At 66.7% G+C, this 20,575-nt stretch carries 18 protein-coding genes and 1 tRNA gene; all 19 read right to left on the bottom strand.

From position 1 onward, the window contains the following. Positions 1-5: 5 nt before the first annotated feature. On the bottom strand, positions 6-653 hold the full coding sequence (rplD, locus tag A3G1_RS0101910) for a 50S ribosomal protein L4 (RefSeq protein WP_018347764.1): 648 nt from the start codon (positions 651-653) through the stop codon (positions 6-8). Beyond that, positions 653-1,315, bottom strand: coding sequence for a 50S ribosomal protein L3 (rplC, locus tag A3G1_RS0101905; protein WP_018347763.1), 663 nt, complete (start codon positions 1,313-1,315; stop codon positions 653-655). The genes rplD and rplC overlap by 1 nt, the downstream gene beginning before the upstream one ends. Positions 1,316-1,325: 10 nt before the next feature. Then, positions 1,326-1,634, bottom strand: a complete 309-nt coding sequence (gene rpsJ / locus A3G1_RS0101900) for a 30S ribosomal protein S10 (protein WP_018347762.1) — start codon at positions 1,632-1,634, stop codon at positions 1,326-1,328. Between the two features lie 281 nt (positions 1,635-1,915). Continuing rightward, entirely contained in the window at positions 1,916-3,109 is a 1,194-nt protein-coding gene (gene tuf / locus A3G1_RS0101895; RefSeq protein ID WP_018347761.1) for an elongation factor Tu, read from the bottom strand. A gap of 69 nt (positions 3,110-3,178) precedes the next feature. Further along, a complete protein-coding gene (gene fusA / locus A3G1_RS0101890) occupies positions 3,179-5,284 on the bottom strand; it encodes an elongation factor G (RefSeq protein WP_425411371.1) in 2,106 nt (701 codons plus the stop codon). Between the two features lie 77 nt (positions 5,285-5,361). Continuing rightward, a complete protein-coding gene (gene rpsG / locus A3G1_RS0101885) occupies positions 5,362-5,832 on the bottom strand; it encodes a 30S ribosomal protein S7 (protein WP_018347759.1) in 471 nt (156 codons plus the stop codon). After that, positions 5,832-6,206, bottom strand: a complete 375-nt coding sequence (rpsL, locus tag A3G1_RS0101880) for a 30S ribosomal protein S12 (RefSeq protein WP_018347758.1) — start codon at positions 6,204-6,206, stop codon at positions 5,832-5,834. The genes rpsG and rpsL overlap by 1 nt, the downstream gene beginning before the upstream one ends. Positions 6,207-6,545: 339 nt before the next feature. Then, complete coding sequence (locus A3G1_RS0101875) at positions 6,546-6,911, bottom strand: hypothetical protein (RefSeq protein WP_018347757.1); 366 nt, start codon at positions 6,909-6,911, stop codon at positions 6,546-6,548. Positions 6,912-7,093: 182 nt separating this feature from the next. Then, the gene (locus A3G1_RS32700; protein ID WP_040477295.1) at positions 7,094-7,456 is read right to left on the bottom strand and encodes a hypothetical protein; all 363 of its coding nucleotides are present in this window, start codon (positions 7,454-7,456) and stop codon (positions 7,094-7,096) included. Between the two features lie 54 nt (positions 7,457-7,510). Next, positions 7,511-11,398: a DNA-directed RNA polymerase subunit beta' gene (locus A3G1_RS0101865; protein ID WP_018347755.1), complete on the bottom strand. Its 3,888-nt coding sequence runs from the start codon at positions 11,396-11,398 to the stop codon at positions 7,511-7,513. An 84-nt stretch (positions 11,399-11,482) separates the two neighbouring features. Then, positions 11,483-14,914, bottom strand: a complete 3,432-nt coding sequence (gene rpoB, locus A3G1_RS0101860) for a DNA-directed RNA polymerase subunit beta (RefSeq protein ID WP_026211712.1) — start codon at positions 14,912-14,914, stop codon at positions 11,483-11,485. Between the two features lie 401 nt (positions 14,915-15,315). Next, positions 15,316-15,699: a 50S ribosomal protein L7/L12 gene (gene rplL, locus A3G1_RS0101855; protein ID WP_018347753.1), complete on the bottom strand. Its 384-nt coding sequence runs from the start codon at positions 15,697-15,699 to the stop codon at positions 15,316-15,318. A gap of 85 nt (positions 15,700-15,784) precedes the next feature. Next, complete coding sequence (rplJ, locus tag A3G1_RS0101850; RefSeq protein WP_018347752.1) at positions 15,785-16,309, bottom strand: 50S ribosomal protein L10; 525 nt, start codon at positions 16,307-16,309, stop codon at positions 15,785-15,787. A gap of 102 nt (positions 16,310-16,411) precedes the next feature. Then, positions 16,412-17,677, bottom strand: a complete 1,266-nt coding sequence (locus A3G1_RS32695) for a S8 family serine peptidase (RefSeq protein WP_157640848.1) — start codon at positions 17,675-17,677, stop codon at positions 16,412-16,414. 169 nt (positions 17,678-17,846) lie between these two features. Further along, positions 17,847-18,563, bottom strand: a complete 717-nt coding sequence (gene rplA, locus A3G1_RS0101840; protein ID WP_018347750.1) for a 50S ribosomal protein L1 — start codon at positions 18,561-18,563, stop codon at positions 17,847-17,849. Between the two features lie 74 nt (positions 18,564-18,637). Next, entirely contained in the window at positions 18,638-19,072 is a 435-nt protein-coding gene (gene rplK / locus A3G1_RS0101835; RefSeq protein WP_018347749.1) for a 50S ribosomal protein L11, read from the bottom strand. 67 nt (positions 19,073-19,139) lie between these two features. Then, positions 19,140-19,856, bottom strand: coding sequence for a transcription termination/antitermination protein NusG (nusG, locus tag A3G1_RS0101830; RefSeq protein WP_018347748.1), 717 nt, complete (start codon positions 19,854-19,856; stop codon positions 19,140-19,142). A gap of 21 nt (positions 19,857-19,877) precedes the next feature. Continuing rightward, entirely contained in the window at positions 19,878-20,285 is a 408-nt protein-coding gene (gene secE, locus A3G1_RS0101825; protein ID WP_018347747.1) for a preprotein translocase subunit SecE, read from the bottom strand. A gap of 81 nt (positions 20,286-20,366) precedes the next feature. Beyond that, positions 20,367-20,439: transfer RNA gene (locus A3G1_RS0101820), tRNA-Trp, on the bottom strand. Positions 20,440-20,575 lie beyond the last annotated feature (136 nt).

Here is a 20,575-nt window from a genome sequence, read left to right as displayed (position 1 = left end):
GCCGCTCACTTGTCCTCCTCCGTCTCGGTAGCGCCACGGCCGAGGAACTCGTTGAGGGCCTCGACGGTGAAGACGACGTCGTCGTTGACCAGCACGTCGTACGTGTTCAGCTGGTCCACGGCGATCAGGTGCACCGTCGGCACGTTACGCAGGCTCAGCCACGAGATCTCCTCGTTGCGGCTCAGCACGATCAGCGCGCGGGTGGCCTCGGAGACCTTGTTCAGGGTCGCCAGGGCGGTCTTCGTCGACGGCTTCTCGCCGGCGCCGAAGGACTCCACCACGAAGACCTGGCCGTTGCGGGCCCGGTCGGAGAGGGCACCACGCAGGGCGGCGGCCTTCATCTTCTTCGGGGTCCGCTGCGAGTAGTCACGCGGCACGGGACCGTGCACGACGCCACCACCGGCGAACTGAGGCGCGCGGGTCGAGCCCTGACGGGCGCGGCCGGTGCCCTTCTGCTTGTACGGCTTCCTGCCGCCACCACGGACCTCGCCACGGGTCTTCACCTTGTGCGTACCCTGGCGGGCCGCGGCGAGCTGGGCGACGACGACCTGGTGCATCAGCGGGATGTTCGACTGCACGTCGAAGATCGCGGCGGGCAGCTCGACCGAACCGGTCGTGGCGCCAGCGGTGTCGCGGATGTCAACGGTGGTCATTACTTCACACCGCCCTTCTTCAGGGTGGTCTTGGCCGCGGTGCGGATGAGCACGACTGCGCCCTTCGGCCCCGGAACAGCACCCTTGATCAGGATGAGGTTGTTCTCGGTGTCCACCGCCTGAACGGCGAGGTTCTGCACCGTGAAGCGCACGCCACCCATCCGGCCGGCCATGCGGACGCCCTTGAAGACGCGACCGGGGGTCGCGCAGGCGCCGATGGAACCGGGCGAGCGGTGCTTACGCTGCACACCGTGCGAAGCGCGGAGACCGTGGAAGCCGTGCCGCTTCATAACACCGGCGTAGCCCTTACCCTTGGTCTTGCCCGTCACGTCGACGGTCACACCAGCGGGGAACTCTTCCGCGGTGATCTCCTGGCCGAGCGCGTACTCAGCGGCGTCAGTCGTCCGGATCTCGACGATGTGACGGCGAGGCGCGACCCCGGCCTTCTCGTAGTGACCGGCCAGCGGCTTGTTCACCTTGCGCGGGCTGATCGCCCCGTACGCGAGCTGAACGGCGGCGTAGCCGTCCTTTTCGGTGCTGCGAACCTGGCTGACCACGCACGGGCCGGCCTGCACCACAGTCACCGGGACAACCTTATTGTTGTCCCAGACCTGGGTCATGCCGAGCTTGGCGCCCAGGATGCCCTTGACTTGCCTGTCCATTGTCCGGTCCCTACAGCTTGATCTCGATGTCGACGCCCGCCGGAAGGTCGAGCCGCATGAGCGAGTCAACCGTCTTCGGGGTCGGGTCGATGATGTCGATCAGACGCTTGTGCGTGCGCATCTCGAAGTGCTCGCGCGAGTCCTTGTACTTGTGCGGCGAGCGGATGACGCAGTAGCGGTTGATCTCCGTCGGCAGCGGCACCGGGCCTGCGACCTGAGCGCCGGTACGCGTCACGGTCTCGACGATCTTCCGGGCCGAAGAGTCCACGACCTCGTGGTCGTAGGCCTTGAGCCGGATGCGGATCTTCTGTCCCGCCATGGTGGCTTCTGTTTCCTTCTCTCGTGCCGCTGCTGGCCGAGGCCTTGATGCCTCGTGTTGCTTCCGACCCCCGCGCTCGGGCGTGTCGCGCCTAAGGGCCAGGCTCCGCCCCGTGGGACGTCAAGACTGGACCCCCGCTTCGCGGGAATCGGTGTGCCCGAGCGGAGCCGGACACTGCAGTGCGGGGCGGAAGGCCTGACCCGAAGACCGGGCAGACCTGCCGCCCCGCAAAGCACAACCTATTCATTATGCCGTACGACGTACGGCAAAGTGAAATCGGGTTACTTCAGAATCTTAGTGACCCGGCCCGCACCCACGGTGCGGGAGCCCTCGCGGATGGCGAAACGGAGACCGTCCTCCATCGCGATCGGCTGGATCAGCGCGACGGTCATCTCGGTGTTGTCACCGGGCATGACCATCTCGGTGCCGGCCGGCAGGGTAACAACGCCGGTCACGTCGGTCGTCCGGAAGTAGAACTGCGGACGGTAGTTGTTGAAGAACGGCGTGTGACGGCCGCCCTCGTCCTTCGAGAGGATGTAGACAGCAGCCTCGAAGTCGGTGTGCGGGGTGGTCGAACCCGGCTTGATGATGCACTGGCCGCGCTCGATGTCCTCACGCTTGATGCCACGCAGCAGCAGGCCGACGTTCTCGCCAGCGCGACCCTCGTCGAGCAGCTTGCGGAACATCTCGACGCCGGTAACCGTGGTGGACTGCTTGCCCTCCTTGATACCGATGATGTCGACGGTCTCGTTGACCTTGATGATGCCGCGCTCGACACGACCGGTGGCGACGGTGCCACGACCGGTGATCGTGAACACGTCCTCGACCGGCATGAGGAACGGCTTGTCGACCTCGCGCTCCGGCTCCGGGATCGCCGTGTCAACGGCGTCCATCAGCTCGAGGAGCTTGCCGGCCCACTCCGGGTCACCCTCCAGCGCCTTCAGCGCGGAGACGTGAACGACCGGGGCGTTGTCGCCGTCGAACTCGTACTGCGAGAGGAGCTCACGCACCTCCATCTCGACAAGCTCGAGCAGGTCCGGGTCGTCGACCATGTCGGACTTGTTGAGCGCCACGACGATGTACGGAACGCCGACCTGGCGGGCCAGGAGCACGTGCTCCTTGGTCTGCGGCATCGGGCCGTCGGTCGCGGCAACCACCAGGATCGCGCCGTCCATCTGGGCGGCACCGGTGATCATGTTCTTGATGTAGTCAGCGTGACCGGGGCAGTCAACGTGCGCGTAGTGCCGCGACTCGGTCTGGTACTCGACGTGCGCGATGGAGATCGTGATACCACGAGCCTTCTCCTCGGGCGCCTTGTCGATCTCGTCGAACGGCGTGTACGGGTTGAGGTCCGGGTACTTGTCGTGCAGGACCTTCGTGATGGCCGCCGTCAGCGTCGTCTTACCGTGGTCAATGTGACCAATGGTGCCGATGTTGACGTGCGGCTTAGTCCGCTCGAACTTCGCCTTCGCCACTGGTGTCCTCCTGTGGACTGGGTACGTCGTATGACTGGTCTGGCCTTGAGGGCCGGCGGCTACCGGAGATTACTCGCCGGTGGCCTTCGCGATGATCTCCTTGGCGACCGAGGCCGGAACCTCGGCGTAGGAGTCGAACTGCATCGAATAGCTAGCCCGGCCCGAGGTCTTCGACCGCAGGTCGCCGACGTAGCCGAACATCTCCGACAGCGGCACCAGAGCCTTGACGACGCGAGCGCCGCTGCGCTCTTCCATCGCCTGGATGATGCCACGACGGGAGTTGAGGTCGCCGATCACGTCACCCATGTTGTCTTCCGGGGTGACGACCTCGACGGCCATCATCGGCTCGAGGAGAGCGGGATCGGCCTTGCGGGCCGCTTCCTTCATCGCCATCGAGCCGGCGATCTTGAATGCCATTTCGGACGAGTCAACCTCGTGGTACGCACCGTCGATCAGCGTCACCTTCACGCCGACCAGCGGGTAACCAGCGAGGATGCCGTACTGCATGGCGTCCTGCGCACCGGCGTCGACCGAAGGGATGTACTCCTTCGGCACGCGGCCACCGGTGACAGCGTTCACGAACTCGTAGGTCGGGCCGTCCGCGGTGATGGGCAGCGGCTCGAGGCCGATCTGCACCTTCGCGTACTGGCCGGAACCACCGGTCTGCTTCTTGTGCACGTACTCGTACTTGTCGACGGTCTTGCGGATCGTCTCACGGTACGCGACCTGCGGCTTACCGATGTTCGCCTCGACGTTGAACTCGCGGCGCATCCGGTCGACCAGGATGTCGAGGTGAAGCTCGCCCATGCCGGAGATGACGGTCTGGCCGGTCTCCTCGTCGGTCTTCACCTGGAAGGTCGGGTCCTCCTCGGCCAGGCGCTGGATCGCGGTGCCCAGCTTCTCCTGGTCGGCCTTCGACTTCGGCTCGATGGCCACCGAGATGACCGGGGCCGGGAAGGTCATCGACTCGAGGATCACAGGGTTGGCCGCGTCGCAGAGCGTGTCACCGGTGGTGGTCTGCTTCAGGCCCTGGACGGCGATGATGTCACCAGCGATCGCGAAACCGCGCTCCTCGCGCTTGTTCGCGTGCATCTGGTAGATCTTGCCGATCCGCTCCTTGCGCTCCTTGGTCGAGTTGCTGACCTGGTCGCCGGACTCGACCCGGCCCGAGTACACCCGGACGTAGGTGAGCTTGCCGAGGTGCTTGTCGGTCTGGATCTTGAAGGCCAGGGCCGAGAAGGGCTCCTTCTCGTCCGGCTTCCGGGAGACCGGGGTCTCGCCGTCGGTGGCGGTGCCCTCGATCGACGGGATGTCCAGCGGCGACGGCAGGAAGTCGACCACGGCGTCGAGCATGGGCTGGACGCCCTTGTTCTTGAACGCCGAGCCGCACAGCACCGGGTTGGCCTTCGAGGCGATCGTCACGCGCCGGATGGCGGTCTTGATCTCCTCGACCGACAGCTCCTCGCCCTCGAGGTACTTCTCGGCGATCTCGTCGTCGACGTCCGCGAGCGTCTCCAGGAGCTTCTCCCGGTACTCGGCGGCCTGGTCGGCGAGGTCGGCCGGGATCTCCTCGATCGCGTAGTCCTCACCCTTCTGGGTCTCGCCACGCCAGGTCAGAGCCCGCATGCCGATGAGGTCCACGACACCGATGTGGTCGCCCTCGAGCCCGATCGGGATCTGGAGCACCAGCGGGGTGGCGTTGAGCCGGTCGACCATCATGTCGACGCAGCGGAAGAAGTCGGCACCGGTCCGGTCGAGCTTGTTGACGAAGCACATCCGGGGCACGTGGTACTTGTCGGCCTGACGCCAGACGTTCTCCGTCTGCGGCTCGACACCGGCAACGCCGTCGTACACCGCGACAGCGCCGTCGAGCACCCGCAGGGACCGCTCCACCTCGACGGTGAAGTCAACGTGACCCGGGGTGTCGATGATCTGGACCGTGTGACCCTTCCACTCGCACTTGGTGGCGGCGGAGGTGATCGTGATCCCGCGTTCCTGCTCCTGCTCCATCCAGTCCATGACGGCGGCGCCCTCGTGGACCTCACCGATCTTGTACGTGATGCCGGTGTAGAACAGGATGCGCTCAGTCGTCGTCGTCTTACCGGCGTCGATGTGCGCCATGATCCCGATGTTGCGAACCTTGGCAAGCGCGTTGTCGGCGGCAGCCACTGTGATCCCTACTTCGTCTCTAGTAAAGGGCGGAGCTTGCGCTGATGCGGGTACCGGCGGTGAGGCCGGCACCCGCGGCGCTACTACCAGCGGTAGTGCGCGAAGGCCTTGTTCGACTCGGCCATCTTGTGCGTGTCCTCGCGACGCTTCACAGCGGCGCCCAGGCCGTTGCTGGCGTCCAGCAGCTCGTTCATGAGCCGCTCGGTCATCGTCTTCTCCCGGCGGGCCCGGCTGTACTGGACGAGCCAGCGCATGCCGAGGGTGGTCGCACGGGCGGGACGGACCTCGACCGGCACCTGGTAGGTCGCGCCACCAACACGGCGGCTGCGGACCTCGAGGGTCGGCTTGATGTTGTCCAGGGCGCGCTTCAGGATGACGACCGGGTCGGTGCCCGCCTTCTCCTTGGCACCTTCGAGGGCGCCGTACACGATGCGCTCGGCGAGACCGCGCTTGCCTTCCAGCAGGATCTTGTTGACCAGCTGGGTGACGAGCGTGGAGGCGTAGACCGGGTCCGCGTGCAGCGGCCGGCGCGGGGCGGGGCCCTTACGCGGCATTAGCTCTTCTCCTTCTTCGCGCCGTAGCGGCTACGCGCCTGCTTACGGTTACGGACACCCTGGGTGTCCAGCGAACCGCGAATGATCTTGTAACGGACACCGGGAAGGTCCTTCACACGGCCACCACGCACGAGCACGATCGAGTGCTCCTGGAGGTTGTGGCCGACGCCCGGGATGTAGGCCGTCACCTCAACACCGCTGGTGAGCCGCACACGGGCGACCTTCCGCAGGGCCGAGTTCGGCTTCTTGGGGGTGGTGGTGTACACACGGGTGCACACGCCACGCCGCTGCGGGCTGCCCTTGAGCGCAGGCGTCTTGACCTTGCTCGTCTTCGCCTGACGGCCCTTGCGGACCAGCTGCTGGATTGTTGGCACCGGGTCTCTCCGCTCCCTCCGGCCTCGGCGCCGCGCGCCGCGGCCGGGCCGTTCACATCTCTGAAAGCAACGCTGTCAGTTAATTCCCTGTCTTCGACCCCCGCGCTCGGGCGTGTCGCCTGGCGCGCTCACCAGATCGGACGAATCCGACCTGGTCGGGGGCTGTGTGTCAGACCGGGCGGCTGCCAGGGCGCACACAACGGGCCTGGGGATGCCCAGGCACAAGGGGAAAGAGTACCCACTACGGGATCGCAGGTCAAAACGAGAGTCCTGGGTCACCCGGGTGAATGCTCTATATCAGAGTACCTGGTCGCCTGGGCAGGCACGCGCCGGTATCCGCTACGTGGCGGGAAGCACTATCGCGAGCCCCAGACTGGCCACCGCCCACGCGAATCCGACCCCCGAGCAGATCAGCCCGGACAGGGCCAGGCCACGTCCCGCGAGCTCGCCGGTGGACCGGGAGACCTGACGTAACGCGAGAAATCCCACAGCGCCTCCCCCGGCACCGGCCAGGCAGCCGAGCAGCGTGAAGGCCCCGGTCACCTCGGGGCCGCCGACCAGGCCGAAGCCGCAGGCCACCAGGGCCGCCAGTAAGGAGGCGACACCGGCTACGAGGCTGCCGACAGCCATGCCGGAGCGGATCGGGCGGATGGACGGGTACCCCAGCATGAAGTCGCCGCCAGGGCCCGGCGTGACGGCCGCCATCGCGATGCCACCCGTCGCGGGGACCGGCTGGGCCGGCCACCAGCCGCCCTGAGGAGGCCGGGGCTGGGCGCTGTGCCCCGCGGGTACCGGATGGGGGGTCTTGGGGCCTGGAGCGGGCACCGACCAGGGCGTGGGGCTGGACCAGTGCCGAGGATCGTGCTGACCTGTCATCCCTGCCCGCCTCAGTCGGTGTTGGAGTCGAAATCAGGCCCGGAGCCCACCGGAGCCAGGTGCAGCAGCCCGATCACCGAGGCGGCCACGATCGCCGTCGCGGCGAGCACCACGCCGGCCCAGGCCAGCCCGAGACCCAGCCTGACGTACCGCCTGCCGGTCAGGAAGCCTTCCGCGGCGTCGATGTCGGCGTAGGCCTGTCTGGCGAGCAGGAAGGCCGCCAGGGCCGGGACCAGGCCACCCACCATCGGCCCGGTCACCACAGCGGCGATCCCGAGGGCCAGCACTGCCATCGCCTTGCTGGACCTGGCCGGATCGGGATCCCTGGGATGCCGGGGCGGTTCGGTGATCAACGGGTAGGCCACGCCTCCCATCATGCACTCTGGCCGGGCCCCGTGCGGGACCCGGCCAGAGCAACTGCATGTTATTTAGCGGAACGACCCCAGATCGAAGTCGTCCAGCGGGACGGCCTGGCCGCTCGCCGGACCGAAGCCGTAGTCGACCTCGGTGTAGCCGGTCATCGAGTAGACGCGGGCCTTGGCCTCCTCGGTCGGCTCCACCCGGATGTTGCGGTACTTGGAGATACCGGTACCGGCCGGGATGAGCTTACCGATGATGACGTTCTCCTTCAGGCCGATCAGGGAGTCCGACTTGGCGTTGATCGCCGCGTCGGTGAGCACCCGGGTCGTCTCCTGGAAGGAGGCAGCCGACAGCCACGAGTCCGTGGCCAGCGAGGCCTTCGTGATACCCATCAGGACCGGACGGCCGGAAGCCGGCTCGGCACCCTCGGAGACCAGACGGCGGTTCTCGGCCTCGAACTGCGCACGGTCCACAACGGAGCCCGGCAGGAACTCCGTGGCACCCGAATCGATGATCGTGACCCGCTTGAGCATCTGGCGGATGATGATCTCGATGTGCTTGTCGTGGATCTGCACACCCTGCGAGCGGTACACGTTCTGGACCTCGGCGGTCAGGTGAACCTGAACCGCGCGGGGGCCCATGATGCGCAGCAGCTCGTGCGGGTCGATGGTGCCCTCGGTCAGCTTCTCGCCGACCTCGACGCGACCACCGTCGTGCACCCGGAGCTTCGACCGCTTCGAGAGCTTGTCGTGCACGATCTCGTCGCTGCCGTCGTCCGGCACGATGATGATCTTGCGCATCCGCTCGCCGTCCTCGATCCGGATCCGGCCGGCGGTCTCCGCGATCGGAGCCTTACCCTTCGGAACCCGGGCCTCGAAGATCTCCTGGACACGCGGCAGACCCTGCGTGATGTCCTCACCAGCCACACCACCGGTGTGGAAGGTACGCATCGTCAGCTGGGTACCCGGCTCACCGATCGACTGGGCGGCGATGATGCCGACCGCCTCGCCGATGTCCACGCTCTTACCCGTCGGCAGCGACCGGCCGTAGCAGGCAGCGCAGACGCCGAGCTTGGACTCACAGGTGAGCACGGAGCGCAGCCGCAGCTCCAGCACGCCGGCCTCGACGAGCTGCTCGGTGAGCAGCGTGTTCAGGTCCTGGCCGGCCTTCGCCAGCTGGACACCCTTCGCGTCGAAGACGTCGTCGCCGAGGGTACGGGCGTGCACACCGGACTCGGCGTGCTCGTCGACCGTCATGACGCCGTCCACGTTGTGGCCGATCGCCATCCGGATCGCCCGCTCGGTGCCGCAGTCCTCCTCGCGGATGATCACGTCCTGCGAGACGTCCACCAGACGACGGGTCAGGTAACCCGAGTCGGCGGTACGCAGGGCGGTGTCTGCGAGGCCCTTACGGGCACCGTGGGTGGCGATGAAGTACTCCAGCACCGACAGGCCCTCACGGAAGGAGGACTTGATCGGACGCGGGATGATCTCGCCCTTCGGGTTGGCCACCAGACCACGGATCGCGGAGATCTGCCGCAGCTGCAGCAGGTTACCGCGGGCACCCGAGTGGATCATCTGCCAGAGCGGGTTCTCCTGCGGGAGCGCCGTCTCCATCTCCTTGGCGACCTCGTTGGTCGCCTTGGTCCAGATCTCGATCAGCTCGCCGCGCCGCTCCTCGGCGGTCATCAGACCACGCTGGTACTGCTTCTCGATCCGGTCGGCGTCCTTCTCGTACCGGCCCAGGATCTCCCACTTGGCAGGCGGCTGCACGACGTCCTCGATGGAGATCGTGACGCCGGACCAGGTGGCCCAGTGGAAGCCGTACTCCTTCAGCGCGTCCAGCGTCGCCGCCAGCTGCACCTTCGGGTACCGCTCCGCCAGGTCGTTGACGATCATGGAGAGCTGGCCCTTGCGGACCTCGTAGTTCACGAACCGGTAGTCCACCGGCAGCGTCTCGTTGAACAGCACCCGGCCCAGGGTCGTCTCGATGATCGCCGTGTCGCCCGGCTCGAAGCCCTCCGGAGCCTCCCACGCGGGGTGGAACGCGCCGTTGTCCACGCCGGCCAGGCCGTCGAGGCGGATCCGTACCGGCTGCTGCAGGTGCAGGTCGCCGGCGTCGTACGCCATCCGGGCCTCGGCGTCGGACGCGAAGACCCGCGGGTCCGGCTGCGTCTTCGGCGAGACGTGGGTCAGGTGGTACAGACCAATGATCATGTCCTGGGTGGGCATGGTCACCGGCTTGCCGTCCGACGGCTTGAGGATGTTGTTGCTGGACAGCATCAGCACCCGGGCCTCGGCCTGAGCCTCGGCGGACAGCGGCACGTGCACCGCCATCTGGTCACCGTCGAAGTCGGCGTTGAACGCGGTACACACCAGCGGGTGGATCTGGATCGCCTTGCCCTCGACCAGCTGCGGCTCGAAGGCCTGGATACCCAGGCGGTGCAGGGTGGGTGCACGGTTCAGCAGCACCGGGTGCTCGGTGATGACCTCTTCGAGGACATCCCACACGACCGGGCGCTGACGCTCGACCATCCGCTTGGCCGACTTGATGTTCTGCGCGTGGTTCAGGTCGACCAGGCGCTTCATCACGAACGGCTTGAACAGCTCCAGCGCCATCTGCTTCGGCAGGCCGCACTGGTGCAGCTTCAGCCGGGGGCCGACGACGATCACGGAACGGCCGGAGTAGTCGACACGCTTACCGAGCAGGTTCTGGCGGAACCGGCCCTGCTTACCCTTCAGCATGTCGCTCAGCGACTTCAGCGGCCGGTTACCCGGACCGGTCACCGGACGGCCACGACGGCCGTTGTCGAACAGCGCGTCGACGGCCTCCTGGAGCATCCGCTTCTCGTTGTTCACGATGATCTCGGGCGCGCCGAGGTCGATCAGCCGCTTGAGGCGGTTGTTCCGGTTGATGACCCGGCGGTAGAGGTCGTTCAGGTCGGAGGTGGCGAACCGGCCACCGTCGAGCTGCACCATCGGCCGCAGGTCCGGCGGGATCACCGGCACGCAGTCGAGCACCATGCCCAGCGGCGAGTTGCCGGTGGCCAGGAACGCCGCGACGACCTTCAGCCGCTTGAGGGCACGGATCTTGCGCTGGCCCTTGCCGGAGCGGATCGTCTCGCGGAGCAGCTCGGCCTCGTCGTTCAGGTCGAGGTTCTCCAGCAGCGACTTGATCGCCTCGGCACCCATGCCGCCGGTGAAGTAGTCCTCGAACCGGTCGCGCAGCTCGCGGTACAGCATCTCGTCCGGGACGAGCTGCTTCGGCTCCAGCTTGCGGAACGTCTCCAGCACCTCGTCGAGCCGGTCGATCTCGCGCTGGATCCGGTCACGGATCTGGCGCATCTCCCGCTCGCCCGACTCCTTCACCTTGCGGCGGACGTCGGCCTTGGCACCCTCGGCCTCGAGCTCAGCGAGGTCGGTCTCCAGCTTCTTGGCCCGGCCGTCGACGTCGACGTCCCGCCGGTTCTCCAGCTGGCGCTTCTCGGCGAGGATCTCGTTCTCGATCGTCTGCATGTCGCGGTGACGAGCCTCGGTGTCGACACTGGTGACGACGTAGGAGGCGAAGTAGATGATCTTCTCGAGGTCCTTGGGCGCCAGGTCCAGCAGGTAGCCGAGCCGGGACGGAACACCCTTGAAGTACCAGATGTGCGTCACGGACGCGGCCAGCTCGATGTGGCCCATGCGCTCACGGCGGACCTTCGCCCGGGTCACCTCGACGCCGCAGCGCTCACAGATGATGCCCTTGAAGCGAACCCGCTTGTACTTACCGCAGTAGCACTCCCAGTCCCGGGTCGGGCCGAAGATCTTCTCGCAGAAGAGGCCGTCCTTCTCGGGCTTGAGGGTGCGGTAGTTGATGGTCTCCGGCTTCTTGACCTCGCCGTGCGACCACTGACGGATGTCGTCAGCCGTCGCCAGGCCGATCCGCAGCTCGTCGAAGAAGTTGACATCGAGCACTTCGTCTATGTCCCTTACTTAGTGACTCGGGTAAAAAGTGTCGTCCGGGGCTGGGCGGCCCTCCGGGGAGGGCCGCCCGACACCTCAGACCTCTTCGACGCTGGACGGCTCGCGCCGCGACAGGTCGATCCCCAGCTCCTCCGCGGCACGGAAGACCTCGTCGTCCGTCTCCCGCATCTCCAGCGGCACGCCGTCCGACGAGAGAACCTCGACGTTCAGGCAGAGCGACTGGAGTTCCTTGAGGAGCACCTTGAAGGACTCCGGGATACCCGGCTCCGGGATGTTCTCACCCTTGACGATCGCCTCGTACACCTTGACGCGGCCGAGGACGTCATCGGACTTGATGGTGAGCAACTCCTGCAGGGCGTAGGCAGCGCCGTACGCCTGCATGGCCCAGCACTCCATCTCACCGAAGCGCTGACCACCGAACTGGGCCTTACCACCGAGGGGCTGCTGCGTGATCATCGAGTACGGACCCGTCGACCGCGCGTGGATCTTGTCATCCACCAGGTGGTTCAGCTTCAGGATGTACACGTACCCGACGGCGATGTGGTGCGGCAGCGGCTCACCGGAGCGACCGTCGAAGAGCTGCGCCTTACCGTTCGAGCCGACCAGCTGCTGGCCGTCGCGGGTCCGCAGCGTCGAGGACAGGAGACCGGTGATCTCCTCTTCCTTGGCGCCGTCGAACACCGGAGTACCAACGTTGGTGTTCGGGCCGGACTCGGTGGCGCCGATCGCGTGGAGAGCCTTCTTCCACTCGGCGTCGTCGCCCTCGACCTTCCAGCCGGTCTTGGCCACCCAGCCCAGGTGCATCTCAAGAACCTGGCCGATGTTCATTCGACCCGGCACACCCAGCGGGTTGAGCACGATGTCGACCGGCGTGCCGTCCTCGAGGAACGGCATGTCCTCGACGGGCAGGATCTTGGAGATGACACCCTTGTTGCCGTGACGGCCGGCCAGCTTGTCGCCGTCCTGGATCTTCCGCTTCTGGGCCACGTACACCCGGACCAGCTCGTTCACGCCCGGAGGCAGCTCGTCGCCGTCCTCGCGGGAGAACGTGCGGACACCGATCACCGTGCCGGTCTCGCCGTGCGGGACCTTCAGCGAGGTGTCACGGACCTCACGGGCCTTCTCACCGAAGATCGCACGGAGCAGGCGCTCCTCCGGGGTCAGCTCGGTCTCGCCCTTCGGCGTGACCTTCCCGACCAGGATGTCGCCCGGCACGACCTCGGCACCGATCCGGATGATGCCGCGCTCGTCGAGGTCGGCGAGCATCTCCTCGCTGACATTCGGGATGTCGCGGGTGATCTCCTCCGGGCCGAGCTTGGTGTCCCGAGCGTCGACCTCGTGCTCCTCGATGTGGATCGAGGTGAGCACGTCCTCCTGGACGAGGCGCTGCGACAGGATGATCGCGTCCTCGTAGTTGTGACCCTCCCACGGCATGAACGCCACGAGCAGGTTCTTGCCGAGGGCCATCTCGCCCTCGTCGGTGCAGGGACCGTCGGCGATGACCTGACCGGCCTCGACCCGCGAGCCCTCCAGCACCACCGGCTTCTGGTTCACGCAGGAACCAGAGTTCGACCGGCGGAACTTGTGCAGCAGGTAGGTCCGGCGGTGGCCGTCGTCCTGGTGCACCGTCACGTAGTCGGCGCACACGTCCTCGACGACACCGGCCACCTCGGCGACGACCACGTCACCGGCGTCGACGGCGGCACGGTACTCCATGCCCGTACCGACCAGCGGCGCGTCGCTCTTGATCAGCGGCACGGCCTGACGCTGCATGTTGGCACCCATGAGTGCCCGGTTCGCGTCGTCGTGCTCGAGGAACGGGATCATCGCGGTCGCGACAGAGGTCATCTGGCGCGGCGAGACGTCCATGTAGTCGACGCTGGCGGGAACGACGTAGTCGACCTCGCCGCCCTTACGCCGGACGAGCACGCGCTCACCGGCGAAGTTGCCGTCGGACTTCAGCGGCTCGTTCGCCTGGGCGATGACGTGCCGGTCCTCCTCGTCGGCGGTCAGGTAGTCCACCTGCTCGGTGACCCGGCCGTCGATGACCTTCCGGTACGGCGTCTCGATGAAGCCGAACGGGTTGACCCGCGCGAACGTCGACAGAGCGCCGATCAGGCCGATGTTCGGGCCTTCGGGCGTCTCGATCGGGCACATCCGGCCGTAGTGGGACGGGTGCACGTCACGGACCTCGAAGCCGGCCCGCTCACGCGACAGACCACCGGGACCGAGCGCCGACAGACGGCGCCGGTGGGTGAGGCCGGCCAGCGGGTTGTTCTGGTCCATGAACTGCGACAGCTGCGAGGTACCGAAGAACTCCTTGATCGCCGCCACGACGGGACGGATGTTGATCAGGGTCTGCGGGGTGATCGCCTCGACGTCCTGCGTGGTCATCCGCTCGCGGACGACGCGCTCCATCCGGCTCAGGCCAACGCGGACCTGGTTCTGGATGAGCTCGCCGACCGTGCGCAGCCGCCGGTTGCCGAAGTGGTCGATGTCGTCGGCCTCGTAGCCCTCCTCACCGGCGTGCAGCCGGCACAGGTACTCGATGGTCGAGACGACGTCCTCGTCCGTCAGCACGCCGGTGGTGATCGGCTCGCTGACGGTCAGCTTCTTGTTGACCTTGTAACGGCCGACCTTCGCGAGGTCGTACCGCTTCGGGTTGAAGAAGAGGTTGTCCAGGAGGTTCTGGGCGTTCTCCCGCGTCGGCGGCTCGCCCGGCCGCAGCTTGCGGTAGATGTCGAGCAGCGCCTCGTCCTGGGTGGCGATGTGGTCCTTCTCCAGGGTGGTCATCATGAGCTCCGACCAGGAGAAACGCTCCCGGATCTGCTCGTCGGACCAGCCGATGGCCTTGAGGAGGACGGTGACGGCCTGGCGTCGCTTGCGGTCGATCCGGACACCGACAGTCTCACGCTTGTCGATGTCGAACTCGAGCCAGGCACCCCGGCTCGGGATCACCTTGACGCTGGACAGGTCACGGTCGGACGTCTTGTCCGGCTGCTTGTCGAAGTACACACCGGGAGACCTGACGAGCTGGGAGACGACGACACGCTCAGTGCCGTTGATGATGAACGTCCCCTTCGGGGTCATCATCGGGAAGTCACCCATGAACACCGTCTGGCTCTTGATCTCGCCAGTGCCGTGGTTGGTGAACTCTGCGGTTACGAAGAGCGGAGCGCAGTATGTGAGGTCCTTCTCCTTGCACTCCTCGATCGAGGCCTTGACCTCGTCGAAGCGGGGCGAAGAGAAAGACAGCGACATCGTGCCGGAGAAGTCCTCGATCGGACTGATCTCTTCAAGGATCTCCTCCAGCCCGGCACGCGCGACCTTGTCGTCCGCGGTCCGGTACTGCCACGCCTCGTTGCCGACCAGCCAGTCGAAAGACTCCGTCTGGATGGCGAGGAGGTTGGGCACCTCAAGGTGTTCGGTGATCCTGCCGAATGAGACCCGGCGGGGAGCGTATGCGCTCGTCGTGAAGCTGGTCTTCGCAGGGCGGGAAGCTGCCAAGATGCGTCCTTCCGAGGACCTGTGCTACAAACGGCCGTTTTCGCGCACCCCGACGAACCCGAGTCAAATACCCAATAAATGGACATTCTTGGCGGGTGCTACGTCAGAAGGCAGCGCAAACTAACACTGTAGCCGACAGATCCACGGCTGTCCAGGCGGATGCCAGAAACCCCTCGACGCTGGCGGCAGCCCCCGGACTGGAATGCCGGTGTGGGCCCCGCCCGCGGAGGCTGTCGGATCTGGCAGCAGCTCTCACGGACGCAATGGTGCTGTAGATAGCGTGCCGGAGCAGGCAGCCCCCGTCAAGGGGCACACACCGCCGGTGCGCAATCACGTCGGCTAGACGACGGCGGGGCGGCCACTCACAAGGAGTGACCGCCCCGCCGGGCAGTTCGAGAGAACTACTTGAGGGAGATGGTGGCGCCAGCACCCTCGAGCTGGGCCTTGGCCTTCTCGGCAACGTCCTTCGCGACGTTCTCGAGGATGTTGGCCGGGGCACCCTCAACCAGGTCCTTGGCCTCCTTCAGGCCGAGGTTGGTGAGCGCGCGCACCTCCTTGATGACGCCGATCTTCTTCTCGCCAGCGCTCTCGAGGACGACGGTGAACTCGTCCTTCTCAGCCTCGGCCTCGGCCGGAGCGGCAGCCCCGCCACCAACGGCGACGGCGACCGGAGCAGCGGCGGTGACCTCGAACTTGTCCTCGAACGCCTTCACGAACTCCGAGAGCTCGATCAGGGTCATGGTCTCGAACTGCGCGAGCAGCTCCTCGGTGCTGAGCTTCGCCATGATAGGCGTCCTTTCGGTGTGCAAAACATCGGTTTGTTACCGAGACCGCGTAGTCCCGGGTGGCGCCTAGGCGCTCGCTTGAGGCTTAAGCCTTCTTGTCCTGCAGAGCAGCAGCCGTACGCGCCATCTTGGACAGCGGAGCCTGGAACACGGCCGCGGCCTTGCTCAGGTTGCCCTTCATGGCACCGGCCAGCTTGGCCAGCAGCACCTCACGCGACTCCAGGTCGGCGAGCTTCTGGACCTCAGCGGCCGAAATGGCCCGGCCCTCGAAGACGCCGCCCTTGATCACGAGCAGCGGGTTGGCCTTGGTGAAGTCACGCAGGCCCTTGGCTGCCTCGACGGGGTCCCCGCCGACGAACGCGAGCGCGGTAGGACCGGTGAACAGCGCGTCGAGCCCCTCAAGGCCCGCCTCGGTCGCCGCAAGCTTCGCCAGGGTGTTCTTCGCGACCGTGTACGACGTGTCACGGCCGAGCGACCGCCGCAGCTCGGTGAGCTGCGAGACCTTCAGGCCGCGGTACTCGGTCAGAACGGTTGCCGAGGAGCTACGGAACTTGTCCGCGAGCTCAGCGACGGCAGTGGCCTTGTCGGCCCGGACCGGCTTGTCCGCCATGTCCCTCCTCTCTCGTTGCTCTAGGACCACTGAATCGGGTACCAACGAGAAAACGCCCCAGCGCAGGGCGCGGGGCGTCGCGGGACACGAGTGTCCGGTCGGCTAACCGTCATCCTGCGCGGGTCGCCCGCTCGATGCGGGACCTTCGACCGGCCTGTTATCAGGCACGGTGACCAGCGGTCTTTGGGTGAACTTCCCCGATGCTAGCCGCCCGGGCCCGCCGGCGCCAAATCGGGGGCGTGTGACGCCCGTCCTCCAGGCCACCAGGCCCGCGAGGAGCACCGCAGCGAGCAGGCCGCCGATCCCCAGCCACGGCCCGAGCGGTGCCGACCGGTCCTCCGGGGCCGCCTCCGGCTGCGGGGAGGCCGAGGCCTGGGCTGTGGTCGCCAGCGGGTACCGGTCGACCCTCGGCACCTCGGCGATCACGGCCGCCAGCGCGTCGACCGTACCGAAGCCGTACTGGACGTCGCGGCCACGCTCCCCCCGGTCCTTCGCCGTGCGGATCAGCCGGTTGACCACGTCGGCGGCGCTCGACTGCGGGTACCTCGCGCGGATCAGCGCGACCACTCCGGCCACCAGAGCGGCGGCGCCCGACGTACCCGAGGCGTTCGTCGTCTTCTTGCTCGTCGTGTGCGGCAGCAGCTCCCCCGGCGCGGACACCACGACCTCCGGCCCGGTCTGGGAACCCGCCCACACGTCACCGCGCTTGTTCAGCGCGCTGACCGCGATGACACCGGGGATGGCAGCTGGTTCGGAGACGCGCGGCCCGTCCTGGCCCTGCATCATGTTGCCCGCGGCCGCGACCAGCACCACGTCGTGATCGAGCGCGTACTGCACCATGCGGCGCTTCCAGTCCGCCTCCGGGGTCGGCGGGCCGCCCAGCGACATGCTGATCACCTTGGCGCCGTGGTCGACGGCCCAGACCACCGCCCGGTAGACGCTCTCGGAGCTGAACGCCCCGTCGTACTCCCTGGTGATCTTCACAGGGAGGATCTTGGCTGCCGGGGCCACGCCGAGCGGGCTGTCCTCGTGGAGGCCCTTGCCGGCGATCAGATTCGCCATGCCGGTGCCGTGGCCGTCGTAGTCCTTGCGGCCGTCGCCAGCCGTGCCCTCGGGCGTGATCTCCGTACCGGGCAGGACCTGGCCGCCGAGCGCCTCGCTGTCCGGGTCGACCCCGGTGTCGATGACGGCGACGGTGACACCCTCGCCCCGGACGTAGGACTGGGCCGCCGTCACGTTCATCGCGTCGAGGTGCCACGAGCGCTCACGCAGGTTGGGCGGCTGCATCGGGCCTGCCGCGGCCGGGGTCGGCGTCAGGCTGGAGATCAGCACGGCGAGAACCGCGCCACCCGCCAGCCTCCGAGCCACCGCCACAGCCCTCCCGCACCACTCGCTCCACTGTCGACCCAGCGGGAGCACTCGGGCAGCGTGCCACATCACACCACGTACAGGGAACCCCCGGGGCGGAGAATTCAGGCCACAAGCGCCAAAAAGGCACCCTGGTCGCCCAGGGTGCCTTTTCTAGCTACAGCGAGACTTACGCCTCAGCCGGAACGTCGTGCAGGTTGCGGGTCACGTTCGGGTCGATCTGAACGCCCGGGCCCATCGTCGTGGAGACGGTGACCTTCTTCAGGTACTTGCCCTTGGCGGCAGACGGCTTGGCCCGCAGCACCTCGTCGAGCACGGCGGCGTAGTTGTCGACGAGCTTGGCCTCGTCGAAGGACGCCTTGCCGATGATCAGGTGCAGGTTCGAGTGCTTGTCCACCCGGAAGGTGATCTTGCCACCCTTGATCTCGTTGATCGCCTTGGTGACGTCCATCGTCACGGTGCCGGTCTTCGGGTTCGGCATGAGGCCGCGCGGGCCCAGAATCCGCGCGATCCGGCCGATCTTGGCCATCTGGTCCGGCGTCGCGATCGCGGCGTCGAAGTCCAGCCAGCCACCCTGGATCCGGGCGACGAGCTCGTCGGAGCCGACCTCGTCAGCACCGGCAGCCACAGCCTCTTCGGCCTTGGCGCCAGCGGCGAACACGATCACGCGGGCGGTCTTACCCGTGCCGTGCGGCAGGTTGACCGTGCCGCGGACCATCTGGTCCGCCTTGCGGGGGTCGACGCCGATCCGCATCGAGACCTCGACGGTCTCGTCGAACTTGGCGGAGCTGACAGCCTTGGCCAGCTTGATCGCCTCGGCGGGGACGTACAGCTTCGAGCTGTCGATCTGCTCGGCAGCCTTGCGGTAGTTCTTTCCAAGCGCCATTTCTCAAAACTCCTGTGGTGTCTGGCGGGCCTTCGAGGCCCTCCCACGAACTGCGGGGCGGTACGTAACGCGTACTACTCGGCGACCGTGATGCCCATCTGACGGGCGGTGCCCGCGATGATCTTCATGGCGGCGTCGATGTCGTTGGCGTTCAGGTCGGGCATCTTCTTCTCGGCGATGTCCCGGACCTGGGCCTGCGTGAGCTGCGCGACCTTGGTCTTGTGCGGCTCGCCGGAACCCTTGGCCACACCGGCGGCCTTCAGGATCAGGCGCGCGGCCGGCGGCGTCTTCAGGACGAACGAGAAGGTCCGGTCCTCGTAGACGCTGATCTCGGCGGGCACGATGTCGCCGCGCTGGCTCTCGCTCTGCGCGTTGTACGCCTTGCAGAACTCCATGATGTTCACGCCGTGCTGACCCAGCGCCGGGCCGACCGGCGGGGCCGGGGTGGCCTGGCCAGCGGGAAGCTGGAGCGTGAAAGTCGTGACGAGCTTCTTCTTCTTCGGAGGCATGTCTTACTTCCTGGGCTTGTGATAACCCCCGGGCTGAACTGCCCGGGGACATCTACCTTAGCTGGTGTCAGATCTTCGCGACCTGGTTGAAGTTCAGCTCGACCGGGGTCTCACGGCCGAAGATGGACACCAGAACCTTGAGCTTCTGCTGGTCGGCGTTGATCTCGGAGATCGTGGCCGGCATCGAGGAGAAGGCGCCGTCGGTGACGGTGACCGAGTCACCGACCTCGAAGTCGAGAACCTTGACCTCAGGCTTCTTCTTCTTTTCCTGCACGGCGGGCGCGAGCCACTTGAGGACCTCGTCGAGCGACAGCGGGGCCGGGCGGTCCGCCCGGTCGGTGGCGCCGACGAAACCAGTCACACCAGGCGTGTTGCGCACACAGGAGTACGACTCCGGCGTCAGCTCCATCCGGACGAGGATGTAGCCGGGGAAGACCTTCGACATCACCTGCTGGCGCTTGCCGTTCTTGACCTCGACCTCTTCACGGGTCGGCACCTCGACCTGGAAGATGAACTCCTCCATGTCGAGCGACTGGATGCGGGTCTCGAGGTTGGTCTTGACCTTGTTCTCGTACCCGGCGTAGGAGTGCACGACATACCAGTCGCCGGGCGCGTACCGCAGAGCCTCGCGCAGCGCCTTGACCGGGTCCTCGTCGTCCTCGTCGTCCGAGACGACGGGCGCGGCCAGCTCGGCGGCAGCCTCGTCGGCCTCTTCGGTCTCGGACGGCTCCTCGACCGGCGCCTGCTCGGCAGCGATCTCGGTGGTCTCGTCGTACTCAGGCACGCTGGCTCTCTTCTTTCTCGGTTACTTCTTCGTCCCGTTGCCGAAGGCCCACAGCACGGCCTTGGCGAAGCCGAGGTCCAGCAGCGCGACGATCGTCAGCATCACAGCGACGAAGACGACGACGACGCTGGTGTAGGTCAGCAGCTCCTTGCGCGTGGGCCAGATCACCTTGCGCAGCTCGGCGACGACCTCACGGATGAAGCGGCCCAGGCGGCTGAACGGGTTACCCCGGCCTTCGGTGGCCTTCTTGTCCACCTTATCCGAAGAGCTGCGAGCTTTGTCCGCCTTGCCCGAGGCAGCGGGAGCCTTGTCCCCGGAATCCGCGCTCTCGTCGAGAGATTCGCCAGCAGCCTCAGCTTCAGCGGTCTCGCCGAGGGTGTTGTCCTCGCTGAGGTCGGCGTCGTTGTCGCGCCGCTTGCTCTCGGCCATCTGCTCTCTCCGTTGCGCTCCACGCCGGCCAACATGGCCTGCGCTGTTTCCATCTCAGGCAACACCGGACAGTGCTCGACGCAGGGGCGACAGGACTCGAACCTGCAACCTGCGGTTTTGGAGACCGCTGCGCTGCCAATTGCGCCACACCCCTTCGCGTCACCCGAGTCATCGAGACTCGTGCTCCGCGTCTAAGGGCGAGATCTTCCTGCTCAGCACAGGCTGGAGCAGGGGCCACTCACCCCTAGGTCGACCAGTGTACGGGTACGGCGGCGATTCTCCCAACTCGG

The organism is Longispora albida DSM 44784 (genome assembly GCF_000379825.1).
GTDB lineage: Bacteria > Actinomycetota > Actinomycetes > Mycobacteriales > Micromonosporaceae > Longispora > Longispora albida.
Note: the sequence above shows the minus strand (reverse complement) of the source record. Positions and strands in the feature narration are given on the sequence as shown.

Excerpts from the sequence above, each read along its gene's own strand:
- rplD (WP_018347764.1), bottom strand. The coding sequence starts at position 653 with ATGACCACCGTTGACATCCGCGACACCGCTGGCGCCACGACCGGTTCG.
- rplC (WP_018347763.1), bottom strand. The coding sequence starts at position 1,315 with ATGGACAGGCAAGTCAAGGGCATCCTGGGCGCCAAGCTCGGCATGACC.
- rpsJ (WP_018347762.1), bottom strand. The coding sequence starts at position 1,634 with ATGGCGGGACAGAAGATCCGCATCCGGCTCAAGGCCTACGACCACGAG.
- rpsG (WP_018347759.1), bottom strand. The coding sequence starts at position 5,832 with ATGCCGCGTAAGGGCCCCGCCCCGCGCCGGCCGCTGCACGCGGACCCG.
- A3G1_RS0101875 (WP_018347757.1), bottom strand. The coding sequence starts at position 6,911 with ATGGCGGCCGTCACGCCGGGCCCTGGCGGCGACTTCATGCTGGGGTAC.
- A3G1_RS32700 (WP_040477295.1), bottom strand. The coding sequence starts at position 7,456 with ATGGGAGGCGTGGCCTACCCGTTGATCACCGAACCGCCCCGGCATCCC.
- rplL (WP_018347753.1), bottom strand. The coding sequence starts at position 15,699 with ATGGCGAAGCTCAGCACCGAGGAGCTGCTCGCGCAGTTCGAGACCATG.
- rplJ (WP_018347752.1), bottom strand. The coding sequence starts at position 16,309 with ATGGCGGACAAGCCGGTCCGGGCCGACAAGGCCACTGCCGTCGCTGAG.
- rplA (WP_018347750.1), bottom strand. The coding sequence starts at position 18,563 with ATGGCGCTTGGAAAGAACTACCGCAAGGCTGCCGAGCAGATCGACAGC.
- rplK (WP_018347749.1), bottom strand. The coding sequence starts at position 19,072 with ATGCCTCCGAAGAAGAAGAAGCTCGTCACGACTTTCACGCTCCAGCTT.
- secE (WP_018347747.1), bottom strand. The coding sequence starts at position 20,285 with ATGGCCGAGAGCAAGCGGCGCGACAACGACGCCGACCTCAGCGAGGAC.